Source organism: Actinoplanes nipponensis (assembly GCF_016862275.1).
Lineage (GTDB): Bacteria > Actinomycetota > Actinomycetes > Mycobacteriales > Micromonosporaceae > Actinoplanes > Actinoplanes nipponensis.
The window spans coordinates 171,159-193,048 of sequence record NZ_BOMQ01000017.1 but is presented as its reverse complement, the minus strand read 5'-3'; the positions used below and the strand labels follow the sequence as shown (position 1 = coordinate 193,048).

Genomic DNA, 21,890 nt, shown 5'->3' with positions numbered 1-21,890 from the left:
GGCCAGCGGCAAGGGGCAGGGCAGCAGCTTGCTGCAGCGGGAAGCAGCTTGCGGCAGCGGGCAGCGGGGGCGGGCAGCGGGGGCGGCCAGCGGCAAGGGGCAGGGCAGCAGCTTGCTGCAGCGGGAAGCAGCTTGCGGCAGCAGACTGCCAGCTGCGCGCCGCGGACAGCGGCTTGCGGCAGCCGTAAGCGAGCAGCGGGCAGATGCTTGTCGCAGCGGACGGTGGCTGAGGGCAGAGGCAGCGGGCGGCAGCGGGCGGCAGCGGGCCGATGGCTGCGAGCGGCGGGCAGTGGCTTGCGGCAACCGGCTGCAGCTTGCGGTAACGAGCTGCAGGCAGCGGACAACGGCTTTGGGCAGCGGGGGTTCGGTCAGCCCGCAACGACTTGCGGAGCGAGATGCAGCCAGCGGCAACCGGTGACGATGTGCGGGCAGCGGCAGCGAGCAGCGCCTTTCGACAGTGAAGGGCATCTTGCGTCAGCGCGGTGCGGACATCGGACTGCGGCTTTCGGCCGTGGTCCGCCAGAGCTGCGGCTGCGGTTTAGCCGGCGCGCTGGTCGAGCACGATCTCGCTGATCACCTGCTGGCAGCGGTCCAGCTCCTCGATCAACCCGCGCATCTCCTCGATCGCCGACACGGCGTTCTGGGTGTCGCCACGAATGCCGCCGACCTGCCCGCCGATCTCGCTGGTGGCCACGGCGGTCTCGTTCGCCAGATCCTTGACCTCGCTGGCCACCACGGCGAAGCCCCGCCCCGCCTCACCGGCCCGGGCCGCCTCGATGGTCGCGTTCAACGCGAGCAGGTTGGTCTGCTGGGCAATGGTGGCAATCAGCTCAACCACCTTGCCGATCTCCGCACTGCTGGCCTCGAGCCGCTGAATGACCTCGACGGCAGTCTGCGCGGCCCGCACGGCCGACCGCGTCGCAGTCGCCATGTCACTACTGACGTCGGCAAGCCGATGCGCCGACCGCCGCGCCGCGGTCCCCGACTGATCGTCCTCGCTGGCCCAGCCCGTCATCCCGGTCCACCCCTCGCCGCCGGCTCGGACCTCCAACATCCCACCCGACCCCACCACTTCGCCGAGATTCCCCGATCGAAGCCCGGAACCTCCCACCCGCCGAGGCCGCCTCGCATGGCCCCACCGATGGCAAGCACGCCCCAGCCAGAGGCATCCCTCAGCCGCGCCGCCTTGGCCGCTGTCCCAACTCAGGACGCCCCGAAGGCAGGCCCGGCCGGCGACACCGCTGAAGCAGTTCCAGCCAGGAACGCCTCGGAGGCAGGCCGGGCGGGCACGCCTGAGAGGCCCGGACGGGCACGCCCTGGAGGCAGGCCCAGGTGGGCACGCCCGGGAAGCGAACCCAGGCGGGCACGCCTCGGCAGGTCCAGTCCGGGACCCCGGGACCCCGGGACCCCGGGACCAGACTTACCCGCGAGCAAGCACCGCCCGGGAGTAGATCCATGACTGGGACACCGCGGCAAGGGCGGCTCGTAGACAGCTCCCGCGTGGCACTCCCGCCCGTGAAAGTCCCGCCGATGAAGGCCCGCTCACCACACGACACCACCGCGCAACCGAGCCGCGCGAGCACGGCCCCGTCGGCTAAACAGCACCGCATGATGCCGATGTTCTAGGCCATTCCGGTCCGCAATGGCAGCCGTTCCAGGCACCACCTCACGTGGTATGAATGATCCATAACCGAAGACCGGCGATGCGCGAATGACTGGCCCCACTCGCCAGGGCGTCGAGAGAATATTTACGAAATTGGCGGCGAGCGTCCGCGCATTCGTAATAGACCTTGGCTGGCGACGGAAAGAAATCTGCTCTTCGTCGCGGCGAAATGTTCGGTGGGGCGGCGGTGTCGGGAAGGTGATTCGGGCAGCAACCGCGGGCCGCAGGCGACCGTAGTCACCCGACTCCGCCATCCTGGGCTCACCGGCCGTGAACTCCGCGATCTTGGACCCCCCGACCGCAAGAGCCTTGGCCGCAAGCTCGCCGGCCTCGGATTCCCGGGCCGCGCACTCACCGTCTTTGGGCTACCCGCCTCTGCGCTCGCCGGCCGCAGGCTCTCCGCCATCGGGCTCCCCGATATCGTGTTCCCCCGCATCAGGCTTTCCGGCGTCGGGCTTCCCGGCGTCGGACTCCCCTGCCCCGAGGCTGACCGCACCGAGGACTCGCGATGACCATCAGTCACCGGCCCAAGCGCGGTGGGCACGGACGTTGAACACTGCACGCCGGGAGAGTGCGTCGGCTCAGGCCGGCGACCGTGCGGCTGCTGCAGATCCTCGCCGGTCACGACGGGGTGGTCCAGTCCCGGGTCGGTGGCGCGCGCCGCCGGGCGGGTGTCGAAAGTCGGGGGTGGGGGCGGGCAAGGCGGAGCCGAGCGGGACGGAGCGGGGCGGGACGGAGCAGGGCGGGACGGAGCAGGGCGGGACGGAGCAGGGCGGGGCAGAGCCGCGCAGGGCAGAGCAGGGCGGGGCGAAGCTGGGCGGGGCGAAGCTGGGCGGGGTGGCGGGGTCGCCTCCGCGCCGGCTGGGTGGGTGGCAAGTGCTCTTTCGCGCGAATGACGCAGGCGCTCGGCGTGACGTCGCTTCAGACCCCACGCACGATGGCGCTCGTGGGTGCGGCGGAATTGCTCCTTCTCGGGCGAGTACTTACGCGACGCGGTTCGGTCGCGCATCGTAGCCACTTCGGCCGCGGTGAAGAGTTGTAGCTGCCGCATGGGTCAATCATCTCGTATCCCTACGACAGTTTTGGGTCCCGATCGACGGTCGATGGTGCCGATATCCGATTGATCTTTTGGGCTACGGCGATGCGCCATGGACGATGCATTAAATAGCGCTCGGGACGCCAGGAAAAGCACGTGATGATGGCGGCCGGCGGAGGAGACGGTGGAGGAGGAGGGGTGGCAAAGGTGGTGGTGGCAAAGGTGGCGGTGGTCGTGATCGCGGAGGTGGCAATAGGCCGGAGGTGGCGCCGTGGCGGTGGCATCGGCGAAGCGGCAACGGCGACGGCCGCGGTCGAGGCGGTGACGGTCGAGGCGGTGGCAGTTGAGGAAGCGACGGCCACGGTCGTGACGGTGGCGGTCGTGGCGAAGGAAGTGGGCCAGGCACGGTGCAGGCGCGGATCAGCCCGGCCAGTTCAGCGGCAGTCCGAACGCCGAGAACAGGCTTTCGTCCTGGAAGACCACGGTCCGGGCGATCGCCTCCCCCGCGACCTCGAAGACCTGGACCGTATGGGCCCGTCCCCCGGCGTACGCCGCCACCGCCGGCTGGCAGTTGGCCTCCATCGGCAGCATGTGCCAGTCCGTGCCGCGCATCGTCCACACCCGCGCGATGAAGCTCGCGTACGCCTCCGCGCCCACATACCAGTTCAGCACCGGCGGCATTTCCAGCACCACGTCCGCCACCAGCAGCCGGCGTAGCGCGTCCAGGTCGGCGCTTTCGAACGCCGCCACGTACCGGTCGATCACCGCCGGGTCGGCCGGTGGGCGCAGGTCTTCCTCGCGCGTCTCGCCCATGCGGGCCCGGGCCCGCTGCAAGCCGCTGTTCACCGCTGCCGTGCTCGTGCCCAGCGTTGCGGCCACCTCCGCCGCCGGGAATTCCAGCACGTCGCGCAGCAGCAGGATGGCTCGCTGGCGGGGTGGCAGGAATTGCAGCGCGGCGACGAACGCCAGCCGCAGGCGGCTGCGGGCGGCGACGACGTCGGCCGGGTCGGTGCGCCACGGCTGCAACCACGGCACCTCGCGGGCGGGCGTCATCGGCGCGTCCGGGTCTTCCAGGGCGGCGACCAGGCCGGAGGGCAGCGGGCGGCGGGCCCGGCCCCGGAGGGCGGTCAGGCAGGCGTTGGTCGCGATCCGGTAGAGCCAGGTGCGCAGCGAGGCGCGGCTCTCGTCGTACGTGCCGAAAGCGCGCCAGGCGCGCAGCAGCGTCTCCTGCACCAGGTCCTCGGCGTCATGCGCCGATCCGGACATGCGGTAGCAGTGCGCGAGCAGTTCCCGGCGGTACGGCGCGGTCAGGGCCTCGAACTCCACGCCCATGAGTACCGCCGGCGGGCCCGGAAGTCACCGGTCCGGCGGCGATGAATTCGCGGCGTGTCGGCGGTAGGTACCGGCGACAGCCCACTGGAGCAGGAGAGGACGAGCCATGGACGACGAGCAGGAGGTCCGCGCGGTGCTGCGGTCGATCACCGCGGCCTGGGACGCCAACGACGCCGACGCCTTCGCCGCGCACTACACCCCGGACGCGACGGTGGTGCTGCCCGGCGGGATCTTCCACCGGGACGCCGGCGAGATCCGGGCCTGGATGGCCGCCGGCTTCGACGGGCCACTGAAGGGCACCCGGGGCGTCGACGAGCCGGAGCTGGTCCGCGTGGGCGGCGACGGCGCGGTGGTGATCAGCCGGACCGGGTTCCTGCTGCCGGGCGAGACGGCCCTGCCGGCGGCCCGGGAGCGGCGGGCGACCTGGACCCTGCGGCGGACGCCGGCGGGGTGGCGGGTCGCCGCGTACGCCAACGTTGCAACGGCGAACTGACCGGATCCGCAAGACCGGGCAGCCGTTCGTCCGCCGCTGCAAGGACCCGTTCAAGATTTGCAGCGCTCTGACGTAGGATTCCGGCGTGACCAAACGTCTCGCCGAGGTGGCGAAGAAGGCCGGCGTCAGTGAGGCGACCGTCAGCCGGGTGCTCAATGGCCGCAGCGGCGTGTCCGAGGCGACCCGGGCGTCCGTGCTGACGGCCCTCGACGTGCTCGGGTACGAGCGGCCCACCAAGCTGCGCGGTGAGCGCGGCCGGCTGGTCGGCCTCGTGCTGCCCGAGCTGCAGAACCCGATCTTCCCCGCGCTGGCCGAGGTGGTGACCGCGTCGCTCGCGCAGCGTGGTTTCACCCCGGCGCTGTGCGCCCGCACGATCGGCGGCGTGCCCGAGCGCGACTACATCGAGATGCTGCTGGACCACCAGGTGTCCGGCGTGGTCTTCGCCGGCGGCTCGTACGCGCTGGCCGGGGCCGAGCACGGGCATTACCGGCAGCTGCTGGACCGCCGGATGCCGGTGGTGATGGTCAACGGCGGCGTGGACGGCCTGGGCTTCCCCCGCATCTCCACCGACGACGCGGTGGCGGTGGAGCAGGCGTTCGGGCACCTGCGCTCGCTCGGGCACGAGCGGATCGGCATGGTGATGGGTCCGGAGGACCACGTGCCGTCGCGCCGCAAGCTGGCCGCGGTCAAGGAGGCCGCGGGCTGGTCCGGCCCGGCGGCCGACTGGCCCGTCGAGCGCACCAACTTCTCGATGGAGAGCGCCCGGCTGGCCGCCACCCGGCTGATCCAGCGCGGCAGCACGGCGCTGATCTGCGCCAGCGACGTGCTGGCCCTGGGGTCGATCCGGGCCGCCCGCCGGCTCGGCCTGGACGTGCCCCGCGACGTGTCCGTGGTCGGCTACGACGACAGCGTGCTGATGACCTGCACCGATCCGCCGCTGACGACCGTGCGGCAGCCGATCGAGCTGATGGGGCAGGCCGCGGTCGACGTGCTGGTGAACCAGATCGAGGGCGCCGCGGCCACCACGGACGAGCTGCTCTTCGAGCCGGAGCTGGTGGTGCGCGGGTCCACCGGTCCGGTGCCGGCCGCGGGCGGCTGATCAGGACATTCATCTCCATCAAGAGGGGCGGACCGGGAGGTCCGCCCTTCTTCGTGTGCCCTGGGCCACAGCCGTCGCGTTTTTTCTGCTGCCGGTTCACTTCTTGCGGGAGTCGGTTGGACTTTGTATCGTCACTGCCACGAAACATCGCACCGATGAGCGAACTCCCCCAAGGCGCGCACCCACCCCAGGAAGGGGTCTCTTTCCCATGTTCACAATCAGGCTGCGCAGCGCCCTCGGGCTGCTGCTCGTCGCCGGGGTCGCGCTGTCCGCCGCCGCGTGCGGCGACAGCGACGACACCCCCGCGGCGACCAAGGACGGCAAGGTCACGCTGGTGGTCAACGGCCTCCCACCGGCCACCGAGAAGGCCACCCACGACCGGTTCCTGGCCAACGTGGCCGAGTTCGAGAAGGCCAACCCGACCATCAAGATCGACGCCCGCGAGGGCAAGATGGACCCGCAGACGTTCCCCGCCAAGCTCGCCGGCGGCCAGCTCGAGGACGTCTTCTACGTCTACTTCACCGACCCGGCCAGCCTCATCGCCAAGCGCCAGGTGTCGGACATCAGCAAGTACCTCAAGGACTATCCGATCACCTCGCAGCTCAAGCCCGAGGTGCTGCGGGTGTTCCAGGACGACAAGGGCGCCACGTACGGCCTGCCGTACAAGAACTACTCGATGGGCCTGCTCTACAACCGCGAGCTGTTCACCAAGGCCGGCCTGGACCCGAACAGCCCGCCGAAGACCTGGGCCGAGGTGCGCACCGCGGCCAAGAAGATCGCCGGCCTGGGCAACGGCACGGTCGGCTACGGCGACTACAGCAAGAACAACACCGGCGGCTGGCACTTCACCACCGAGCTGTACTCGCTCGGCGGCGAAGTGGCGGTCAACAACGGCGGCACCTGGAAGGCGGCGTTCAACGGCCCGCAGGGCAAGCAGGTCCTGCAGCAGCTGAAGGACATGCGCTGGACCGACAACTCGATGGGCCAGAAGCAGCTGCTGGAGTGGGCCGACCTGCTCCAGCAGATGGGCTCGGGCAAGCTCGGCATGTACCTGGCGACCGCGGACAACATCCCGACGATCGTCAACCAGTACAAGGGCAAGTACGCGACCTACGGCCTCGGCCCCATCCCGGACGGCAAGGGCACGCTCGGCGGTGGCGAGGGCTACATGTTCAAGGCCGGGCTGAGCCCCGAGAAGATCAACGCCGGCCTCAAGTGGCTGACCTTCTGGTTCACCTCGGCGGACCGGTACGAGGCCGAGAACAAGTGGTCGAGCGAGACCGACCAGCCGGTCGGCCTGCCCGAGCCGGCCATCTTCACCGGCGCGGCGGCGCAGACCCAGGCCGCGGCCGACAAGAAGTACGCCAACGTCCCGCAGGAGAACTACGCCCCGTTCGTGGCCGGCATGGCGAGCATCCCGGTGAAGCTGGAGCCGCCGAACGCCCAGCAGATCTACGCCGCCCTCGACGTGGCGATGCAGAAGGTCCTGACCGACCGGAACGCGGACGTCGACAAGCTGCTGGCCGACGCGGAGACCCAGGCCAACTCCATCCTGGCCGGCGTCAAGTAACCGGCCGGGCCGCCGGCGGACGACCCCGCCGGCGGCCCGGCGCAGACAAGGAGTGACGATGGCGGTTCTGACGGCCCGGGTGCGCCGGAAGATCCAGGACAACCTGCTGGCGTACGCGTTCATGGCGGCCGGGCTGCTGTGTTTCGCCTTCTTCTCCTGGTATCCGCTGGTCCGCGGCGTGATCCTCAGCTTCCAGCAGAACAACTTCGTGGCCCCGCCGTACTGGGTGGGCCTGGACAACTACCGGGCGCTCTTCGACGATCCGCTGTTCTACACGGCGTGGAGGAACACGCTGCTGTTCACCGGGCTGGCCCTGGTCCTCGGTTTCGTGCTGCCGTTCTTCATCGCGGTGCTGCTCAACGAGTTCCGCCACTTCAGCGGCTTCTTCCGGGTGCTGGTCTACCTGCCGGTGATGCTGCCGCCGATCGTGGCGGTGCTGCTCTGGCGCTACTTCTACGACCCGGGCAACGGCCTGTTCAACTCGGTGCTGCGCGGCGTCGGGCTGCCGGAGTCGCAGTGGACGCAGTCGTCCGGCACGGCGATGATCTCGCTGGTCCTGGTGTCGACCTGGGCCAACCTCGGCGGGGCCACGCTGATGTACCTGGCCGCCCTGCAGGGCATCCAGGGCGAGCTGTACGAGGCCGCCGAGCTGGACGGCGCGAGCGTCTGGCAGCGGCTGCGGCACGTCACGCTCCCGCAGATGCGCTTCATCATGCTGGTCCTGCTGCTGTTGCAGATCATCGCGACGATGCAGGTGTTCATCGAGCCGTTCGCGCTGACCGGCACCTCCAATCCGGACACGATCACCGTGCTGGTGCTCGTCTACCGCTACGCCTTCACGGTCAACCAGGACTTCGGCCTCGCCGCCGCGATGAGCATGCTGCTGTTCGTGGTGCTGGGCGCCTTCTCGGCGCTCTACCTGCGGCTGACCCGGACCGCGGACTGAGGGGAACCGCCATGACTCTGACCGCCCCGCCGCAGACCCCGATCAGCGGCGCGACGCCCGCCCCCGTACCGCCGCGCCGCCGGCCGCGGGCCGGCGCCGGACCGGCCACCCGCACCCTGATCTCCACCGTCGACCTGCGGCGCCACCGCGGGCTGTACTTCACCGTGCTCGGCCTGACCATCGCCGTCTTCGTGCTGGTCTTCCTGGTCCCGCTCTACTGGATGTTCGCCAGCGCGGTGAAGTCGCCCGCCGAGTACGCCCTGAGCACCCCCACCTTCATCCCGCACTCCTGGCACCCGGAGAACTACGCGACCGCGTGGAGCAGCATGCGGATCGCCCGGTACTTCCTCAACACGGTGTTGTACGCCGTCGGCGGGTGGCTGATCGCGCTGATCTTCGACGTCGGTGTCGCGTACGCCCTCAGCAAGCTCAAGCCGGTCCTCGGCAAGATCCTGCTCGGCGCGGTCCTGGCCAGCCTGATGCTGCCCGCCTCGGCGCTGCTGGTGCCGGCGTACCTGACCGTGGTGGACGTGCCGCTGGTGCACGTCAACCTGCTCAACACGCCGTGGGCGCTGTGGCTGCCGGCCGCCGCGAACGCGTTCAACGTCTACGTGCTCAAGCGGTTCTTCGACCAGATCCCCGACGACCTGCTGGACGCCGCGTCGATCGACGGCGCGGGCAAGCTGCGCCAGCTGTGGTCGATCATCCTGCCGCTGTCCCGTCCGGTCCTCGGCGTGGTCTCGATCTTCATCATCATCGCGCTCTGGAAGGACTTCCTCTGGCCGCTGCTGGTGCTGCCGGAGCCGGAGGCGCAGACCCTCAGCGTGGCGCTGAGCCGGCTGGCCAACACCAGCCAGGTGCCGCCGACGGAGTTCATGGCCGGGCTGGCCATCGCGAGCGTACCGATGATCGTCGTCTTCCTGATCTTCCAGCGCAGCATCATCGGCGGGCTCTCCGCGGGCTCGATGAAGGGCTGACACCGGCCGGTCCCCTCGGCGGTCAGTGCCGACCGCCGGGACCCGTGCGCCCGAAACCCCCCATCGAGACACACAGAAAGCAGGTCACAGTGGCTATTTCCGACCAGGGCCCCTGGTGGCGCGACGCCGTCATCTACCAGGTGTACCCGCGCAGCTTCGCCGACAGCGACGGCGACGGCATCGGGGACATCGGCGGCATCCGCGCGCGCCTGGGCCACCTGTCGGACCTCGGCGTCGACGCGATCTGGATGAGCCCGTGGTATCCCTCCCCGATGGCCGACGCCGGCTACGACGTGGCCGACTTCCGCGACATCGACCCGGTCTTCGGCTCGCTCGCCGAGGCGGAGGCGCTGATCACCGAGGCCCACGCGGCCGGGATCAGGATGATCGTCGACATCGTGCCCAACCACGTCTCCAGCCGGCACGAGTGGTTCCAGCGGGCGCTGGCCGACCCGGAGGCCGAGGAGCGGGAGCTGTTCTGGTTCCGCCCCGGGCGCGGCCCGGACGGCGGCCGGATGCCGACCGACTGGGTGGGCGAGTTCGGCGGCACCACCTGGACCCGCACCACGAACCCGGACGGCACCCCGGGCGACTGGTACCTGCACCTGTTCACCCCGGAGCAGCCCGACCTCAACTGGGACCACCCGCGGGTGCGGGCCGAGTTCGCGGACATCCTGCGCTTCTGGTTCGAGCGGGGCGTGGACGGCATCCGGATCGACTCGGCCGCTCTGCTGATCAAGGACCCGGAGCTGCCGCCCGTGGTCGATGGCCGGCCGCACCCCTTTCACGACCTGGACGCGGTGCACGACGTCTACCGCGCCTGGCGCCGGATCGCCGACGGCTATCCGGACCGGGCCCTGATCGGCGAGGTGTGGCTGCCGGAGGCCGACCGGTTCGCCAACTACCTGCGCCCGGACGAGCTGCACGCCGCGTTCAACTTCGACTTCCTCGGCTGCGCCTGGGAGCCCGCGCTGATGCGCGAGTGCATCGACCGCACCCTGGACGCGCACCGGGCGATCGGCGCGCCGGCCACCTGGGTGCTGTCCAACCACGACGTCACCCGGCACGTCACCCGGTACGGCCGCGAGAAGACCACGTTCAGCTTCGCCAACAACCTCGACGGCAGCCCGGTCGACCTGGAGCTGGGCACCCGGCGGGCCCGCGCCGCCGCGCTGCTCTCGCTCTCCCTGCCCGGCGCCACCTACGTCTACCAGGGCGAGGAGCTGGGACTCTGGGAGAACGAGAACATCCCCGTGGAGCAGTTGCAGGATCCGATGTGGGCCCGCCGCGGACACAGCCGGGACGGCTGCCGGGTGCCGTTGCCGTGGGACGGCGACGAGCCGCCGTTCGGCTTCTCCACCGCGACGCCCTGGCTGCCGCAGCCGCCGGAGTGGAAGGACCGCACGGTCCACGCCCAGACCGGCGACCCCAGCTCGATGCTGGAGCTCTACCGGGCCGCCATCGCCGCCCGGCGCGCCGAGCCGGGGCTGCACACCTCCGCCATGGCGTGGCTGCCCGCCTCCCCCGGGGTGCTGGCCTACCGCCGGGGGCCCGGCTTCGCCTGTGTGCTCAACATGTCCGAGGTCGCGGTCGCCCTGCCGGACCACGACCAGTGCCTGCTCACCAGCAGTCCGCTCGACGGTGACCTGATCCCCCCGGACACCGCCGTCTGGCTGCGCCTGGCCACCTGACGAAAGGGATCCCCATGGCCAACCGAACCGTCCACCTGTCCCTGGCGCTACTCACCGCGGCTTCCTTCGCCGCCGTCATCACCGCGACGGCGGCCCCGGCCGCCGCGGCGGGACTCTCCCCCTTCGACGTCCCCGGCCGCGGCGCCACCGTGCCGTTCACCGAGACCGAGGCGGAGAACGCCGCCTTCACCGGCACGAGGACCGGCACCAGCCGCTACTACGGCCAGTTGTCGTCCGAGGCGTCCGGTCGCGAGGCCGTCACCCTGGACGCCACGGGCGAGTACGTCGAGTTCACCCTGACCAAGCCGGCGAACGCGATGACGTTCCGCTACAGCCTCCCCGACGGCAACAACGGCGCCGGCCGGGACGCCACGATCGACGTGCGGGTGAACAACGCCGTGGTCCGTACCGTGCCGGTGACCTCGAAATACAGCTGGTACTACGGCGGCTACCCGTTCAACAACAACCCGGGCGACAGCAACCCGCACCACTTCTACGACGAGGCCCGGACCATGTTCGGGACCACGTACGCGGCCGGCACCAAGGTGCGGCTGCAGGTCAGCTCGACCGCCCAGTCGCCCACCTTCACCATCGACCTGGCCGACTTCGAGAACGTGCCGGACCCGATCGGGAAGCCGGCCGGCGCGGTGGACGCGGTCGCGCAGTTCGGCGCCGACCCGACCGGCGCCACCGACTCCACGGCGAAGATCCAGGCCGCCGTCAACGCCGGGGGCACGGTCTACCTCCCGCCGGGCACGTACACGCTCTACGGCCACGTCATCGTCGACCGGGTCAGCCTGGTGGGCGCCGGGCCCTGGTACACCGTGCTCGGCGGGCGCCACCCCACCCAGCGCAACCTGGCCGCCGGCATCTACGGCAAGTACGCCAACCAGGGCGGCCCCAGCCAGAACGTCACGGTCCGGGACCTGGCCGTCATCGGCGACATCCGCGAACGGGTCGACGAGGACCAGGTCAACGCGTTCGGCGGGGCCATGTCCAACTCGGTGATCGACAACGTGTGGATGCAGCACACCAAGGTCGGCGCGTGGATGGACGGGCCGATGGACCGGTTCACCATCCGCAACAGCCGGATCCTGGACCAGACCGCGGACGGCGTGAACTTCCACATCGGCGTCACCAACTCCACGGTCACCAACACCTTCGTCCGCAACACCGGCGACGACGGGCTGGCCATGTGGGCGGAGAGCGTCCCGAACGTGGCCAACTCGTTCACGCACAACACCGTGGTCGCCCCGATCCTGGCCAACAACCTGGTCAGCTACGGCGGCCGGGACATCGTGATGACCGACAACGTGGTGTCCGACACGGTCACCAACGGCGGCGGCATCCACGTCGCCAACCGCTACCCGGGGGTCAACGGCGCGAGCGGCGTGCAGGGCACCTGGACGCTGGCCCGCAACACCCTGATCCGGGCCGGCAACTCCGACTACAACTGGAACTTCGGCGTGGGGGCGATCTGGTTCTCCGCCCTCAACGAGGCGTTCCAGAACCCGACGATCACCATCACCGACACCGACATCCTGGACAGCTCGTACGCGGCCCTCATGTGGATCGAGGGCCAGACCACCGGGATCCACCTGAGCAACGTGAACATCCAGGGTGCGGGCACGTACGCGCTCCAGGTCCAGGCGCCCAGCCAGGTGAGCTTCGACAACGTGCGGGCGAGCGGCATCGCCCAGCCCAAGCCGATCCACAACTGCGTGGGCCCGTCGTTCCAGATCACCCGGACCGGCACCAACACCGGCTGGTACACCGACACCCCGGACTGCGGCCCCTGGCCGGCGCCGCAGTGGGGCAACACCACCACACCCCCGACCACCACGCCCCCGACCACCACGCCCCCGACCACCACGCCCCCGACCACCACGCCTCCCGCCAGTGGAAACCTCGCGCTGGGCAAGTCCGTCATCACCTCCAGCACGTCGGGGCCCTACACCGGGGCCAACGCGGTCGACGGCAACCCGGCCACCTACTGGGAAAGCACCAACGGGAGCTTCCCGCAGACGTTCACGGTGGACCTCGGGTCCGCGCAGGCCGTGGGCCGGCTGGTGCTCAGGCTGCCGCCCGGCTGGGAGGCCCGCAGCCAGACCATCGCGGTCTCCGGCTCGGCCGACGGGTCGTCCTACTCGTCGCTGGTCGGCGCGGCCGGCTACTCCTTCGACCCGACCGCGACGATCAACCTGCCCGCGGGCAACCGTCGCTACCTGCGGCTGACCTTCTCCGCCAACACGGGCTGGCCGGCGGCTCAGCTGTCGGAGCTGGAGGCCTACGGGAGCGGGGGGACGACACCGACGACTCCGCCGACGACGACGCCGCCGCCACCGACCGGCAACCTCGCCGCCGGCCGGCCGGTCTCCGCGACCAGCCAGGCGGACGTCTACACCCCCGCCAACACCGTCGACGGCAACGCGAACACCTACTGGGAAAGCAGCAGCAACGCCTTCCCGCAGTCCCTGACGGTCGATCTCGGCCAGGCCCGCTCGGTCTCCCGGATCGTGCTCAAGCTGCCGCCGGCGGCCGCCTGGGCCACCCGTACCCAGACGCTGTCCGTGCTGGGCTCGGCCGACGGCTCGTCCTTCGGCACCGTCAAGGCGTCCGCCGGCTACACGTTCAACCCGTCCTCCGGCAACACCGCGACCGTCTCGTTCCCCGCGACCTCGCAGCGCTACCTGCGGCTGAGCATCACCGGCAACACCGGCTGGCCCGCGGGCCAGATCTCCGAGTTCGAGGCCTACACCTCGTAGCGAGCCCGGGGAGGGCGGGACCCACCGAGCCCGCCCTCCCCGGATCCCCCACCCCGAGAAGGGCGCGCTCCCACCATGTCCAGATTCAGCAGAAAGCTCCTCGCCGCCGCCATAGCCACCGCACTGGTCCAGCTCGTGCTCCCCTCCGCCCCGGCCGCGGCCGCCGGCCCCAACCTGGCCGCCGGCAAGGCGTTCAGCGCCAGCAGCTTCGCCGACGTGTACGGCGCGGGCAACGCCGGCGACGGCAACGCCACGACGTACTGGGAGAGCCAGAACAACGCCTTCCCCCAGTGGCTGCAGGTCGACCTCGGCGCCGCCGTCAGCGTCAACCAGGTCGTCCTCAAGCTGCCGCCGGCCACCGCCTGGCAGACCCGCACCGAGACCCTGACCGTGCAGGGCAGCACCACCGGCTCGGCTTTCACCGAGCTGAAGGCGAGTGCGGGCTACACCTTCAACCCGGCCACCGGCAACGCCGTGACGATCGACTTCGGCGCGGCCACCGCCCGCTACCTGCGGCTGAGCATCACCGGCAACACCGGCTGGCCGGCCGGCCAGATCTCCGAGCTGGAGGTGTACGGCCCGGCCACGGGCGACACCCAGGCGCCCTCGGCGCCGACCGGGCTGGCGTACACCCAGCCGGCGAGCGGGCAGATCCGGCTCACCTGGAACGCGTCGAGCGACAACGTCGGCGTCACCGGCTACGAGATCTACGCCAACGGCAGCCTGCGGACCACGGTCGCCGGCGGCGTGCTGACCTATCTGGACAGTCAGCCGGACAACGCGACGGTGGCGTACTACGTGCGGGCCAGAGACGCCGCCGGCAACGCCTCCGGCAACAGCAACACCGTCACCCGTACCGGGCAGGGCGGTGACACCAGCGCGCCGACCACGCCGGGCACGCTGTCGTACACCCAGCCGGCGGCCGGGCAGATCCGCCTGGCCTGGGGCGCGTCGACCGACAACGTCGCGGTGACCGGCTACAACGTGTACGCCAACGGCACGCTGAAGACGACCGTGACCGGGCTGACGTACACCGACAGCCAGCCCGAGAGCGCGACGGTCTCGTACTACGTCAAGGCCCGCGACGCGGCCGGCAACGAGTCGGCGGCGAGCAACACGGTGACCCGGACCGGCTCGGTGACCAACGGGACGAACCTGGCCGTGGGCAAGCCGATCGAGGCCTCGTCGACGGTGTTCACCTTCGTGGCCGCCAACGCCAACGACAACGACACCGCCACCTACTGGGAGGGCAGCGCGTACCCGGCGAACCTGACGGTCAAGCTGGGCGCCAACGCCACCACCCAGTCCGTGGTGGTCAAGCTCAACCCGGACACCGCGTGGGGCACCCGGCAGCAGACCTTCTCGATCCAGGGGCGCGAGCAGAGTGCCTCCGGCTTCACCACGCTGGTCGGCTCCGCGACGTACACCTTCAACCCGGCCACCGGCAACACGGTGACCGTGCCGGTGAGCGCGACCGCCGCGGACATCCGGCTCAGCTTCACCGCCAACACCGGCGCGCCCAGCGGTCAGGTCGCGGAACTCCAGGTCATCGGCAACCCGGCGCCGAACCCGGACCTCACCGTCACCGGCCTGTCGGCCGCGCCGGCCGCGCCGGTCGAGACCGACACGGTGACCCTGTCGGCCACCGTGCGCAACGCGGGCAACGCGGGCAGCCCGGCCAGCAACGTCAACTTCTACCTGGGTACGGCCAAGGTCGGCGCCGCGAACGTCGGCGCCCTCGCGGCCGGCGCGTCCGCCACGGTCACGGCGAGCATCGGCGCCCGGGACGCGGGCAGCTACGTCGTCAGCGCCAAGGTCGACGAGGCCGGCACGGTCGTCGAGCAGAACGACGCGAACAACTCCTACACCAGCCCCACCAACCTGGTGGTGTCCCCGGTCAGCAGCTCGGACCTGGTCGCCTCCGTGGTGAGCTGGTCGCCGGGCAACCCGTCGGCCGGCCATACCGTCACGTTCTCGGTGACCATCCGCAACCAGGGCACCAGCGCCTCGGTGGCCGGCGCGCACGGCGTCACCGTGACGCTCCTGTCCGACTCGGGCGCCACCGTCAAGACGCTGACCGGCTCGTACTCGGGCACCCTGGCGGCCGGCGCATCCGCGCCGGCGATCAACCTGGGCACCTGGACCGCGGTCAACGGCAAGTACACCGTCCGGACGGTGCTGGCCGACGACGGCAACGAGTTGCCGGTCAAGCGGGCCAACAACACCAGCGAGAAGCCGTTCTTCGTGGGCCGCGGCGCGAACATGCCGTACGACATGTACGAGGCCGAGGACGGCCAGACCGGCGGCGGCGCGACGGTGGTCGGCCCGAACCGTACCGTCGGCGACCTCGCGGGCGAGGCGTCCGGCCGCCGGGCCGTCACGCTGAACTCGACCGGCAGCTACGTGCAGTGGACCACCCGGGCCGGCACCAACACGCTGGTCGCCCGGTTCTCCATCCCGGACACCACCACCAGCTCGATCAACGTCTACGTCAACGGCACCCTGAACAGGACGCTGCCGCTGAACTCGAAGTACGCGTGGCTCTACGGCAACGAGACGGCGCCGCAGAACTCGGGCTCGGACCCGCGCCACATCTACGACGAGGCGAACATCCTGCTCAACGGCACGGTGGCGGCGGGCAGCGTGATCAAGCTGCAGAAGGACGCGGGCAACGGCGGCCCCATCGCGATCGACTTCATCAACACCGAGCAGGTCGCGCCGGTCGCCAACCCGAACCCGGCCACGTACGTGGTGCCGGCCGGCTTCGACCAGCAGTCGGTGCAGGCCGCGTTCGACGCGGCCCGGCAGGACAGCAGCAAGGTCGGCGTCTACCTGCCGGCCGGTGACTACTCGACCGCCAACAAGTTCCAGGTGTACGGCAAGGCGATCCAGGTCGTCGGGGCCGGCCCCTGGTACACGAGGTTCTTCACGCCGCAGAACCAGTCGGAAACCGACGCCGGCTTCCGGGCCGACGCCACCGCCAACGGCAGCACGTTCAGGAACTTCGCCTTCTTCGGCAACTACACGATCCGCATCGACGGCCCCGGCAAGGTGTTCGACCTGGCCAACGTCTCGAACATCACGATCGACAACATCTGGGCCGAGCACACGGTGTGCCTCTACTGGGGCGCCAACACCGACCACATGACGATCCGGAACTCCCGGATCCGCAACCTGTTCGCCGACGGCGTCAACATGACCAACGGCAGCACCGACAACCTGGTCGACAACAACGATGCCCGGGCCACCGGCGACGACAGCTTCGCGCTGTTCTCGGCGATCGACGCGGGCGGCTCCGACGAGATCAACAACGTCTACTCGAACCTGTCCACCACGCTCACCTGGCGCGCCGCGGGCATCGCGGTCTACGGCGGGTACGCCAACACGTTCAAGAACATCTACATCGCCGACACCCTGGTCTACTCGGGCATCACGATCAGCTCGCTGGACTTCGGCTACCCGATGAACGGCTTCGGCGCCAGCCCGCCGACCGTGTTCGACAACATCTCGATCGTCCGGGCCGGCGGCCACTTCTGGGGCGGCCAGGTGTTCCCGGCGATCTGGGTGTTCTCCGCGTCGAAGGTCTTCCAGGGCATCCGGGTCAGCAACGTCGACATCGTCGACCCTACCTACTCGGGCATCATGTTCCAGACCAACTACACGTGCCCGACGTGCCCGCAGAACCCGGTCAAGGACACGGTCTTCACCAACGTCACGATCACCGGGGCGCGTAAGAGCGGCGACGCGTACGACGCGAAGTCGGGCTACGGCGTCTGGGCCAACCCGATGCCGGAGGCGGGCCAGGGCCCGGCGGTCGGCTCGGCGACCTTCACGAATCTGGTGCTGAGCAACAACTTCAAGGACATCGAGAACCCGACCAGCACGTTCACCATCATCCGCAACTGAGCACCGCCGTCCTGCGGCCCGTACCGGTGTGCCGGTACGGGCCGCTTGTGTTCGTCCACGACCGCAGCCCGGCCGGGCTCGGTCGGGGTGACCGGTGGTGCTGCCGGGATACTGGTCGCTGTGACGATCAAGGCGCTGATCTTTGACTTCGACGGTCTGCTGATGGACACGGAGACCACGCTGCTGGAGAGCTGGCGTTGGGAGTGGCTGCGGCACGGTCTCGAGCTCGACCCGGCCGGCTTCTTCGCCGACCACGGCGGTGACGCGAACGAGCCGCGTTACGCGGCGCTGGCCGCGGCGGTCGGGCCGGCCTACGACCGCGGCTCCAGCCACGCGCTACGGATGGCCTACCGGGCGGAGCTGAATGCGGCGCTGGAACCCGCGCCGGGCATCGTTGACTGGCTGGACCGGGCCGCGGAGCTGGGACTTCGGCTGGCGGTGTCGAGCAGCTCCCCCCATTCCCACGTGGGCGCGATGCTGGATCAGGCCGGGCTGCGGACGCGGTTCGAGGTGCTGGCGACCGGCGAGGAGGTGGCGGCGCACAAGCCCGATCCGGCCGTATACCTGCTGTCCCTGGACCGGCTCGGACTCCAGGCGCAGGACGCTGTCGCGTTCGAGGACACCGCACACGGCGTGACCGCGGCCCACGCGGCCGGCCTGCGCTGCGTGGCCGTGCCGAACCCGCATGCCGACCACGCCCGCTTCACGGCCGCCGATCTCCTCCTGCCGACCGCCACCGACCTGTCCCTGGACGAGGTCCTGGCCGCACTCGACCGACGCGCCGATCTTCCTCGGTGAGGCGGGCGCCGATCCAGCCCCGGGGGTCGCCCGTCACGCCGCGATCGTGGCGGTCTCAGGACCTGCTCAACCGGGCCCGCAGCCGGACCGCCGGCGCCGCCGCCGCGATCAGCAGGGCCATCCGCCGCGGGTACGAGACGACCGCCGGGCGGCGGTCGATGCAGCGCATCAGCACGTCGACCGCCCGGTCCACGCTGATCATCAGGGGTCGCACCGGGCCCCGGGCCAGCTTCGTGTCGACGTACCCGAAGCGGACCGTGCTCACCGCCACCCCGCGCCGGGCCAGCACCGGGCGCAGCGAGAGCAGGTAGGTCGACATGCCGGCCTTCGACGCCGCGTAGCCCGGGGCGTCCGGCGAGATCAGCGCGTCGGCCAGGCTGGACAGGCCGATCAGGTGCCCCGCGCCGGCCGCCAGCAGGTGCGGCCCGACGACCTCGACCGTACGCGCGGCCCCGACCAGGTTGACCTCGACGGCCCGGGTCTGCGCGGCCAGGTCGTCGAGGTCCAGCAGCTCCCCGACGCCGGCGGCGTAGACGCAGAGATCAACCCGGCCGGCCGCGGTCAGCGCCCGGGCCAGGTCCGCCCGGTACGGGGCCGCGGTGACGTCCGACGCCACGTGCACGTACCGGTCGTGCTCGAGGGTGGCCTCCCGCCGGGACAGGCCGGTCACCGCCCAGCCCTCGGCGAGCAGCCGCCGGGTCAGGGCCAGGCCGATGCCGTCGGTGTTGCCGATGACGATCGCTTGTCGCACGGCCCGGGAGCCTACCCGTCAGCGGCTGTCGGAGTCCCCGGCCGTGAGCACCGCCCGCCCCGCCTCCAGCCGCGCGACCGGCACCCGGAACGGCGAGCAGGAGACGTAGTCGAGGCCGACCTCGTGGAAGAAGTGCACGGACTCCGGGTCGCCGCCGTGCTCGCCGCAGACGCCGAGCTTGAGATCGGGGCGGACGGCCCGGCCCTCCTCGGCCGCGATCCGGATGAGCCGGCCCACGCCGTCGCGGTCGATCGACTCGAACGGCGAGATGCCGAAGATGCCGAGCTCCAGGTAGCGCCAGAAGAACGCGCCCTCGACGTCGTCGCGGGAGAACCCCCAGCCCATCTGGGTCAGGTCGTTGGTGCCGAAGGAGAAGAAGTCGGCCGCCTCGGCGATCTGCCCGGCCGTCAGCGCGGCCCGGGGCACCTCGATCATCGTGCCGATCAGCACCGGCACCCCGCTGTCGGCGACGACCTCGGCCACGATCTGCTCGCACTCCCGGCGGACCGTCTCCAGCTCCTGCACCGCGCCGACCAGCGGCACCATGATCTCCGGGTGCGGGTCCAGGCCCTCGCCGGCCAGCTGCACGGCGGCCTCGGTGATCGCCCGGACCTGCATCGCGAACAACCCGGGGATGACCAGGCCGAGGCGTACGCCGCGCAGGCCGAGCATCGGGTTCTGCTCGTGCATCCGGCGTACGGCGTCCAGCAGCTCGGCGTCCTCGGCGTGGTCCTCGCCGCGCTCGCGGGCCACCGCCACGTTGACCGCGAGCTCCTCCAGCGACGGCAGGAACTCGTGCAGCGGCGGGTCGATGAGGCGCACGGTCACCGGCAGCCCGTCCATGGCCCGGAACAGGTCGACGAAGTCGGCCCGCTGCAGCGGCAGCAGCGCCGCCAGCGCGTCCGAGCGCTCGGTCGGCGTACCCGCCAGGATCAGGCGTTCGACCAGCTCGCGGCGGTCACCGAGGAACATGTGCTCGGTGCGGCACAGGCCGATGCCCTCGGCGCCGAAGCGCCGCGCCCGGGCCGCGTCGTCGGCGGTGTCGGCGTTGGTGCGTACGGCCAGCACCCGGGTGGTGTCGGCGTGCGACATGATCTTGTGTACGGCCTCGACCAGCGGGTCCTCGGCCTCCTCGGGCGACAGCGTGCCCTCGAAGTACTGCACCACCTCGGACGGGCGGACCGGTACGGAACCCAGGTAGACGCAGCCGGTGGTGCCGTCCACCGAGATCACGTCCCCCTCGGCGACCGTACGGCCGGCCACGGTGAACCGGTCCGCCGCGATCTCCAGCGAGTCCGCGCCGCAGACACAGGTGCGGCCCATGCCCCGGGCCACCACGGCCGCGTGGCTGGTCTTGCCGCCGCGGGCGGTCAGGATGCCCTGGGCGGCGATCATGCCGGACAGGTCCTCCGGGTTGGTCTCCCGGCGCACCAGGATGACCTGCTCGCCGGCGGCGGCCAGCTCGACGGCCCGCTGGGCGCTGAACACGGCCCGGCCGACCGCCGCGCCGGGCGACGCGCCGACGCCCCTGGTCAGCGCGACCGGGTCGGCCTCCAGGTCGAAGCGCGGGAACATGAGCTGGGCGAGCTGGGCCCCGGAGACCCGGCGCAGCGCCTCGTCGAGGTCGATCACACCCTCGTTGACCAGCTGGGCGGCGATCCGGAAGGCGGCGCCGGCGGTGCGCTTGCCGACCCGGGTCTGCAGCATCCACAGCTTGCCGCGCTCGATGGTGAACTCGATGTCGCACAGGTCCCGGTAGTGGCCCTCGAGCTTGGCCATGATGGCCAGCAGCTCCTCGTAGGAGCGCGGGTCCAGCGTCGCCAGCTCCTGCAGCGGGACGGTGTTGCGGATGCCGGCCACGACGTCCTCGCCCTGGGCGTTGGCCAGGTAGTCGCCGTAGATGCCCTGGGCGCCGCTGGCCGGGTCCCGGGTGAACGCCACGCCGGTCCCGGAGTCGGCGCCGAGGTTGCCGAAGACCATCGCGACCACGTTGACCGCGGTGCCCAGGTCGGCCGGAATACGTTCCTGCCGGCGGTAGAGAACCGCGCGCTCGGCATTCCACGAACGGAAGACGGCGGTCATCGCCAATTCCATCTGCTCGCGCGGATCCTGGGGGAAGTCGTAGCCGGTGTGCTTGGCGAAAATGTATTTGTAGCGATCCACCAGGGCCCGCAGATCATCGGCGTCCAGGTGCAGATCGTCGGTGGCCCCGCGGGCGTTCTTGGCATCGTCCAGGGCCGCGGAGAATTCCTCGCCGGGCACGTCGCAGACGGTTTTGCCGAACATCTGGATCAGCCGGCGGTACGAGTCCCAGGCGAACCGGTCGTTGCCGCCGGCCTGCGCCGCGAGGCCCACCACGCTGGCGTCGTTGAGCCCGACGTTGAGCACCGTCTCCATCATGCCGGGCATCGAGAAGGCGGCGCCGGAACGCACGGAGACCAGCAGCGGGTCCGCCGGGTCGCCGAGCCGGCGGCCCATCGTGGCCTCGAGCGCGGCCAGATGGGAGTCGATCTCCTCGGCCAGCCCGGCGGGGCTGCTGCCGGTGGCCAGGTACGCCTGGCAGGCCCGCGTCGTGATGGTGAAACCGGCCGGCACGGGCAGGCCCAGGCGGGTCATCTCCGCCAGGTTCGCGCCCTTGCCACCGAGCAGCTCCTTGAGCTCCCGGTGACCTTCCGAGAAATCGTAGACGTACTTCTCGCCGGCCATTGTCACGACTGCCTCCCCATAGGTGATGCGTCATCGAACGCCTGCGCTCGAACGTTCGTTAATGGTGTCCGGAGAGTAGGGGCCGCGCCACCGGGGGCCATAGCACAGGTGAGTAATTGCACAACCGAGGGCGTGTTCGGGCTCGGTGAACCGGTTT

General features: G+C 70.7%; 13 protein-coding genes. 9 read left to right on the top strand and 4 right to left on the bottom strand.

What is annotated here, in order from left to right; all coding sequences use genetic code 11:
• Positions 1–538: 538 nt before the first annotated feature.
• Together Ani05nite_RS41770 and Ani05nite_RS07175 are read right to left on the bottom strand one after the other, a co-directional pair.
• Positions 539–1,015 (bottom strand): methyl-accepting chemotaxis protein, encoded by a 477-nt coding sequence (locus Ani05nite_RS41770; protein WP_307836693.1) that lies wholly within the window; start codon positions 1,013–1,015, stop codon positions 539–541.
• A gap of 2,104 nt (positions 1,016–3,119) precedes the next feature.
• The gene (locus Ani05nite_RS07175) at positions 3,120–4,031 is read right to left on the bottom strand and encodes an RNA polymerase subunit sigma-70 (RefSeq protein ID WP_203766169.1); all 912 of its coding nucleotides are present in this window, start codon (positions 4,029–4,031) and stop codon (positions 3,120–3,122) included.
• A gap of 106 nt (positions 4,032–4,137) precedes the next feature.
• Here Ani05nite_RS07175 and Ani05nite_RS07170 point away from each other — a divergent pair, with 106 nt between their 5' ends.
• The 9 genes from Ani05nite_RS07170 to Ani05nite_RS07130 all read left to right on the top strand — a co-directional run bounded on the left by Ani05nite_RS07170 (position 4,138) and on the right by Ani05nite_RS07130 (position 18,276).
• Positions 4,138–4,524, top strand: coding sequence for an SgcJ/EcaC family oxidoreductase (locus Ani05nite_RS07170; RefSeq protein WP_203766168.1), 387 nt, complete (start codon positions 4,138–4,140; stop codon positions 4,522–4,524).
• A gap of 85 nt (positions 4,525–4,609) precedes the next feature.
• Positions 4,610–5,623 carry a LacI family DNA-binding transcriptional regulator gene (locus tag Ani05nite_RS07165; RefSeq protein ID WP_203766167.1) on the top strand — a complete coding sequence of 338 codons (1,014 nt, stop codon included), beginning with the start codon at positions 4,610–4,612 and terminating at the stop codon, positions 5,621–5,623.
• A 208-nt stretch (positions 5,624–5,831) separates the two neighbouring features.
• The gene (locus Ani05nite_RS07160) at positions 5,832–7,193 is read left to right on the top strand and encodes an ABC transporter substrate-binding protein (RefSeq protein ID WP_203766166.1); all 1,362 of its coding nucleotides are present in this window, start codon (positions 5,832–5,834) and stop codon (positions 7,191–7,193) included.
• A gap of 58 nt (positions 7,194–7,251) precedes the next feature.
• Entirely contained in the window at positions 7,252–8,139 is an 888-nt protein-coding gene (locus Ani05nite_RS07155; RefSeq protein ID WP_203766164.1) for a carbohydrate ABC transporter permease, read from the top strand.
• Positions 8,140–8,150: 11 nt separating this feature from the next.
• On the top strand, positions 8,151–9,116 hold the full coding sequence (locus tag Ani05nite_RS07150; RefSeq protein ID WP_203766162.1) for a carbohydrate ABC transporter permease: 966 nt from the start codon (positions 8,151–8,153) through the stop codon (positions 9,114–9,116).
• A gap of 95 nt (positions 9,117–9,211) precedes the next feature.
• Positions 9,212–10,807, top strand: a complete 1,596-nt coding sequence (locus Ani05nite_RS07145) for a glycoside hydrolase family 13 protein (RefSeq protein WP_203766216.1) — start codon at positions 9,212–9,214, stop codon at positions 10,805–10,807.
• 14 nt (positions 10,808–10,821) lie between these two features.
• Positions 10,822–13,572 (top strand): discoidin domain-containing protein, encoded by a 2,751-nt coding sequence (locus Ani05nite_RS07140; protein WP_203766160.1) that lies wholly within the window; start codon positions 10,822–10,824, stop codon positions 13,570–13,572.
• A gap of 75 nt (positions 13,573–13,647) precedes the next feature.
• Positions 13,648–17,478 carry a galactose-binding domain-containing protein gene (locus Ani05nite_RS07135; protein WP_203766159.1) on the top strand — a complete coding sequence of 1,277 codons (3,831 nt, stop codon included), beginning with the start codon at positions 13,648–13,650 and terminating at the stop codon, positions 17,476–17,478.
• A gap of 120 nt (positions 17,479–17,598) precedes the next feature.
• On the top strand, positions 17,599–18,276 hold the full coding sequence (locus tag Ani05nite_RS07130; RefSeq protein ID WP_203766158.1) for an HAD family hydrolase: 678 nt from the start codon (positions 17,599–17,601) through the stop codon (positions 18,274–18,276).
• A 55-nt stretch (positions 18,277–18,331) separates the two neighbouring features.
• On the opposite strand, the gene Ani05nite_RS07125 is transcribed toward Ani05nite_RS07130, so the two are convergent.
• Together Ani05nite_RS07125 and ppdK are read right to left on the bottom strand one after the other, a co-directional pair.
• Positions 18,332–19,027 (bottom strand): SDR family NAD(P)-dependent oxidoreductase, encoded by a 696-nt coding sequence (locus Ani05nite_RS07125; RefSeq protein ID WP_203766157.1) that lies wholly within the window; start codon positions 19,025–19,027, stop codon positions 18,332–18,334.
• Positions 19,028–19,045: 18 nt separating this feature from the next.
• Positions 19,046–21,733, bottom strand: coding sequence for a pyruvate, phosphate dikinase (ppdK, locus tag Ani05nite_RS07120; RefSeq protein WP_203766214.1), 2,688 nt, complete (start codon positions 21,731–21,733; stop codon positions 19,046–19,048).
• Between the last annotated feature and the right edge of the window lie 157 nt (positions 21,734–21,890).

Coding starts and splice junctions, on each gene's coding strand:
- Ani05nite_RS41770 (WP_307836693.1), bottom strand. CDS start 1,015: ATGACGGGCTGGGCCAGCGAGGACGATCAGTCGGGGACCGCGGCGCGG.
- Ani05nite_RS07150 (WP_203766162.1), top strand. CDS start 8,151: ATGACTCTGACCGCCCCGCCGCAGACCCCGATCAGCGGCGCGACGCCC.
- Ani05nite_RS07160 (WP_203766166.1), top strand. CDS start 5,832: ATGTTCACAATCAGGCTGCGCAGCGCCCTCGGGCTGCTGCTCGTCGCC.
- Ani05nite_RS07175 (WP_203766169.1), bottom strand. CDS start 4,031: ATGGGCGTGGAGTTCGAGGCCCTGACCGCGCCGTACCGCCGGGAACTG.
- Ani05nite_RS07170 (WP_203766168.1), top strand. CDS start 4,138: ATGGACGACGAGCAGGAGGTCCGCGCGGTGCTGCGGTCGATCACCGCG.
- Ani05nite_RS07155 (WP_203766164.1), top strand. CDS start 7,252: ATGGCGGTTCTGACGGCCCGGGTGCGCCGGAAGATCCAGGACAACCTG.
- Ani05nite_RS07140 (WP_203766160.1), top strand. CDS start 10,822: ATGGCCAACCGAACCGTCCACCTGTCCCTGGCGCTACTCACCGCGGCT.
- Ani05nite_RS07135 (WP_203766159.1), top strand. CDS start 13,648: ATGTCCAGATTCAGCAGAAAGCTCCTCGCCGCCGCCATAGCCACCGCA.
- ppdK (WP_203766214.1), bottom strand. CDS start 21,733: ATGGCCGGCGAGAAGTACGTCTACGATTTCTCGGAAGGTCACCGGGAG.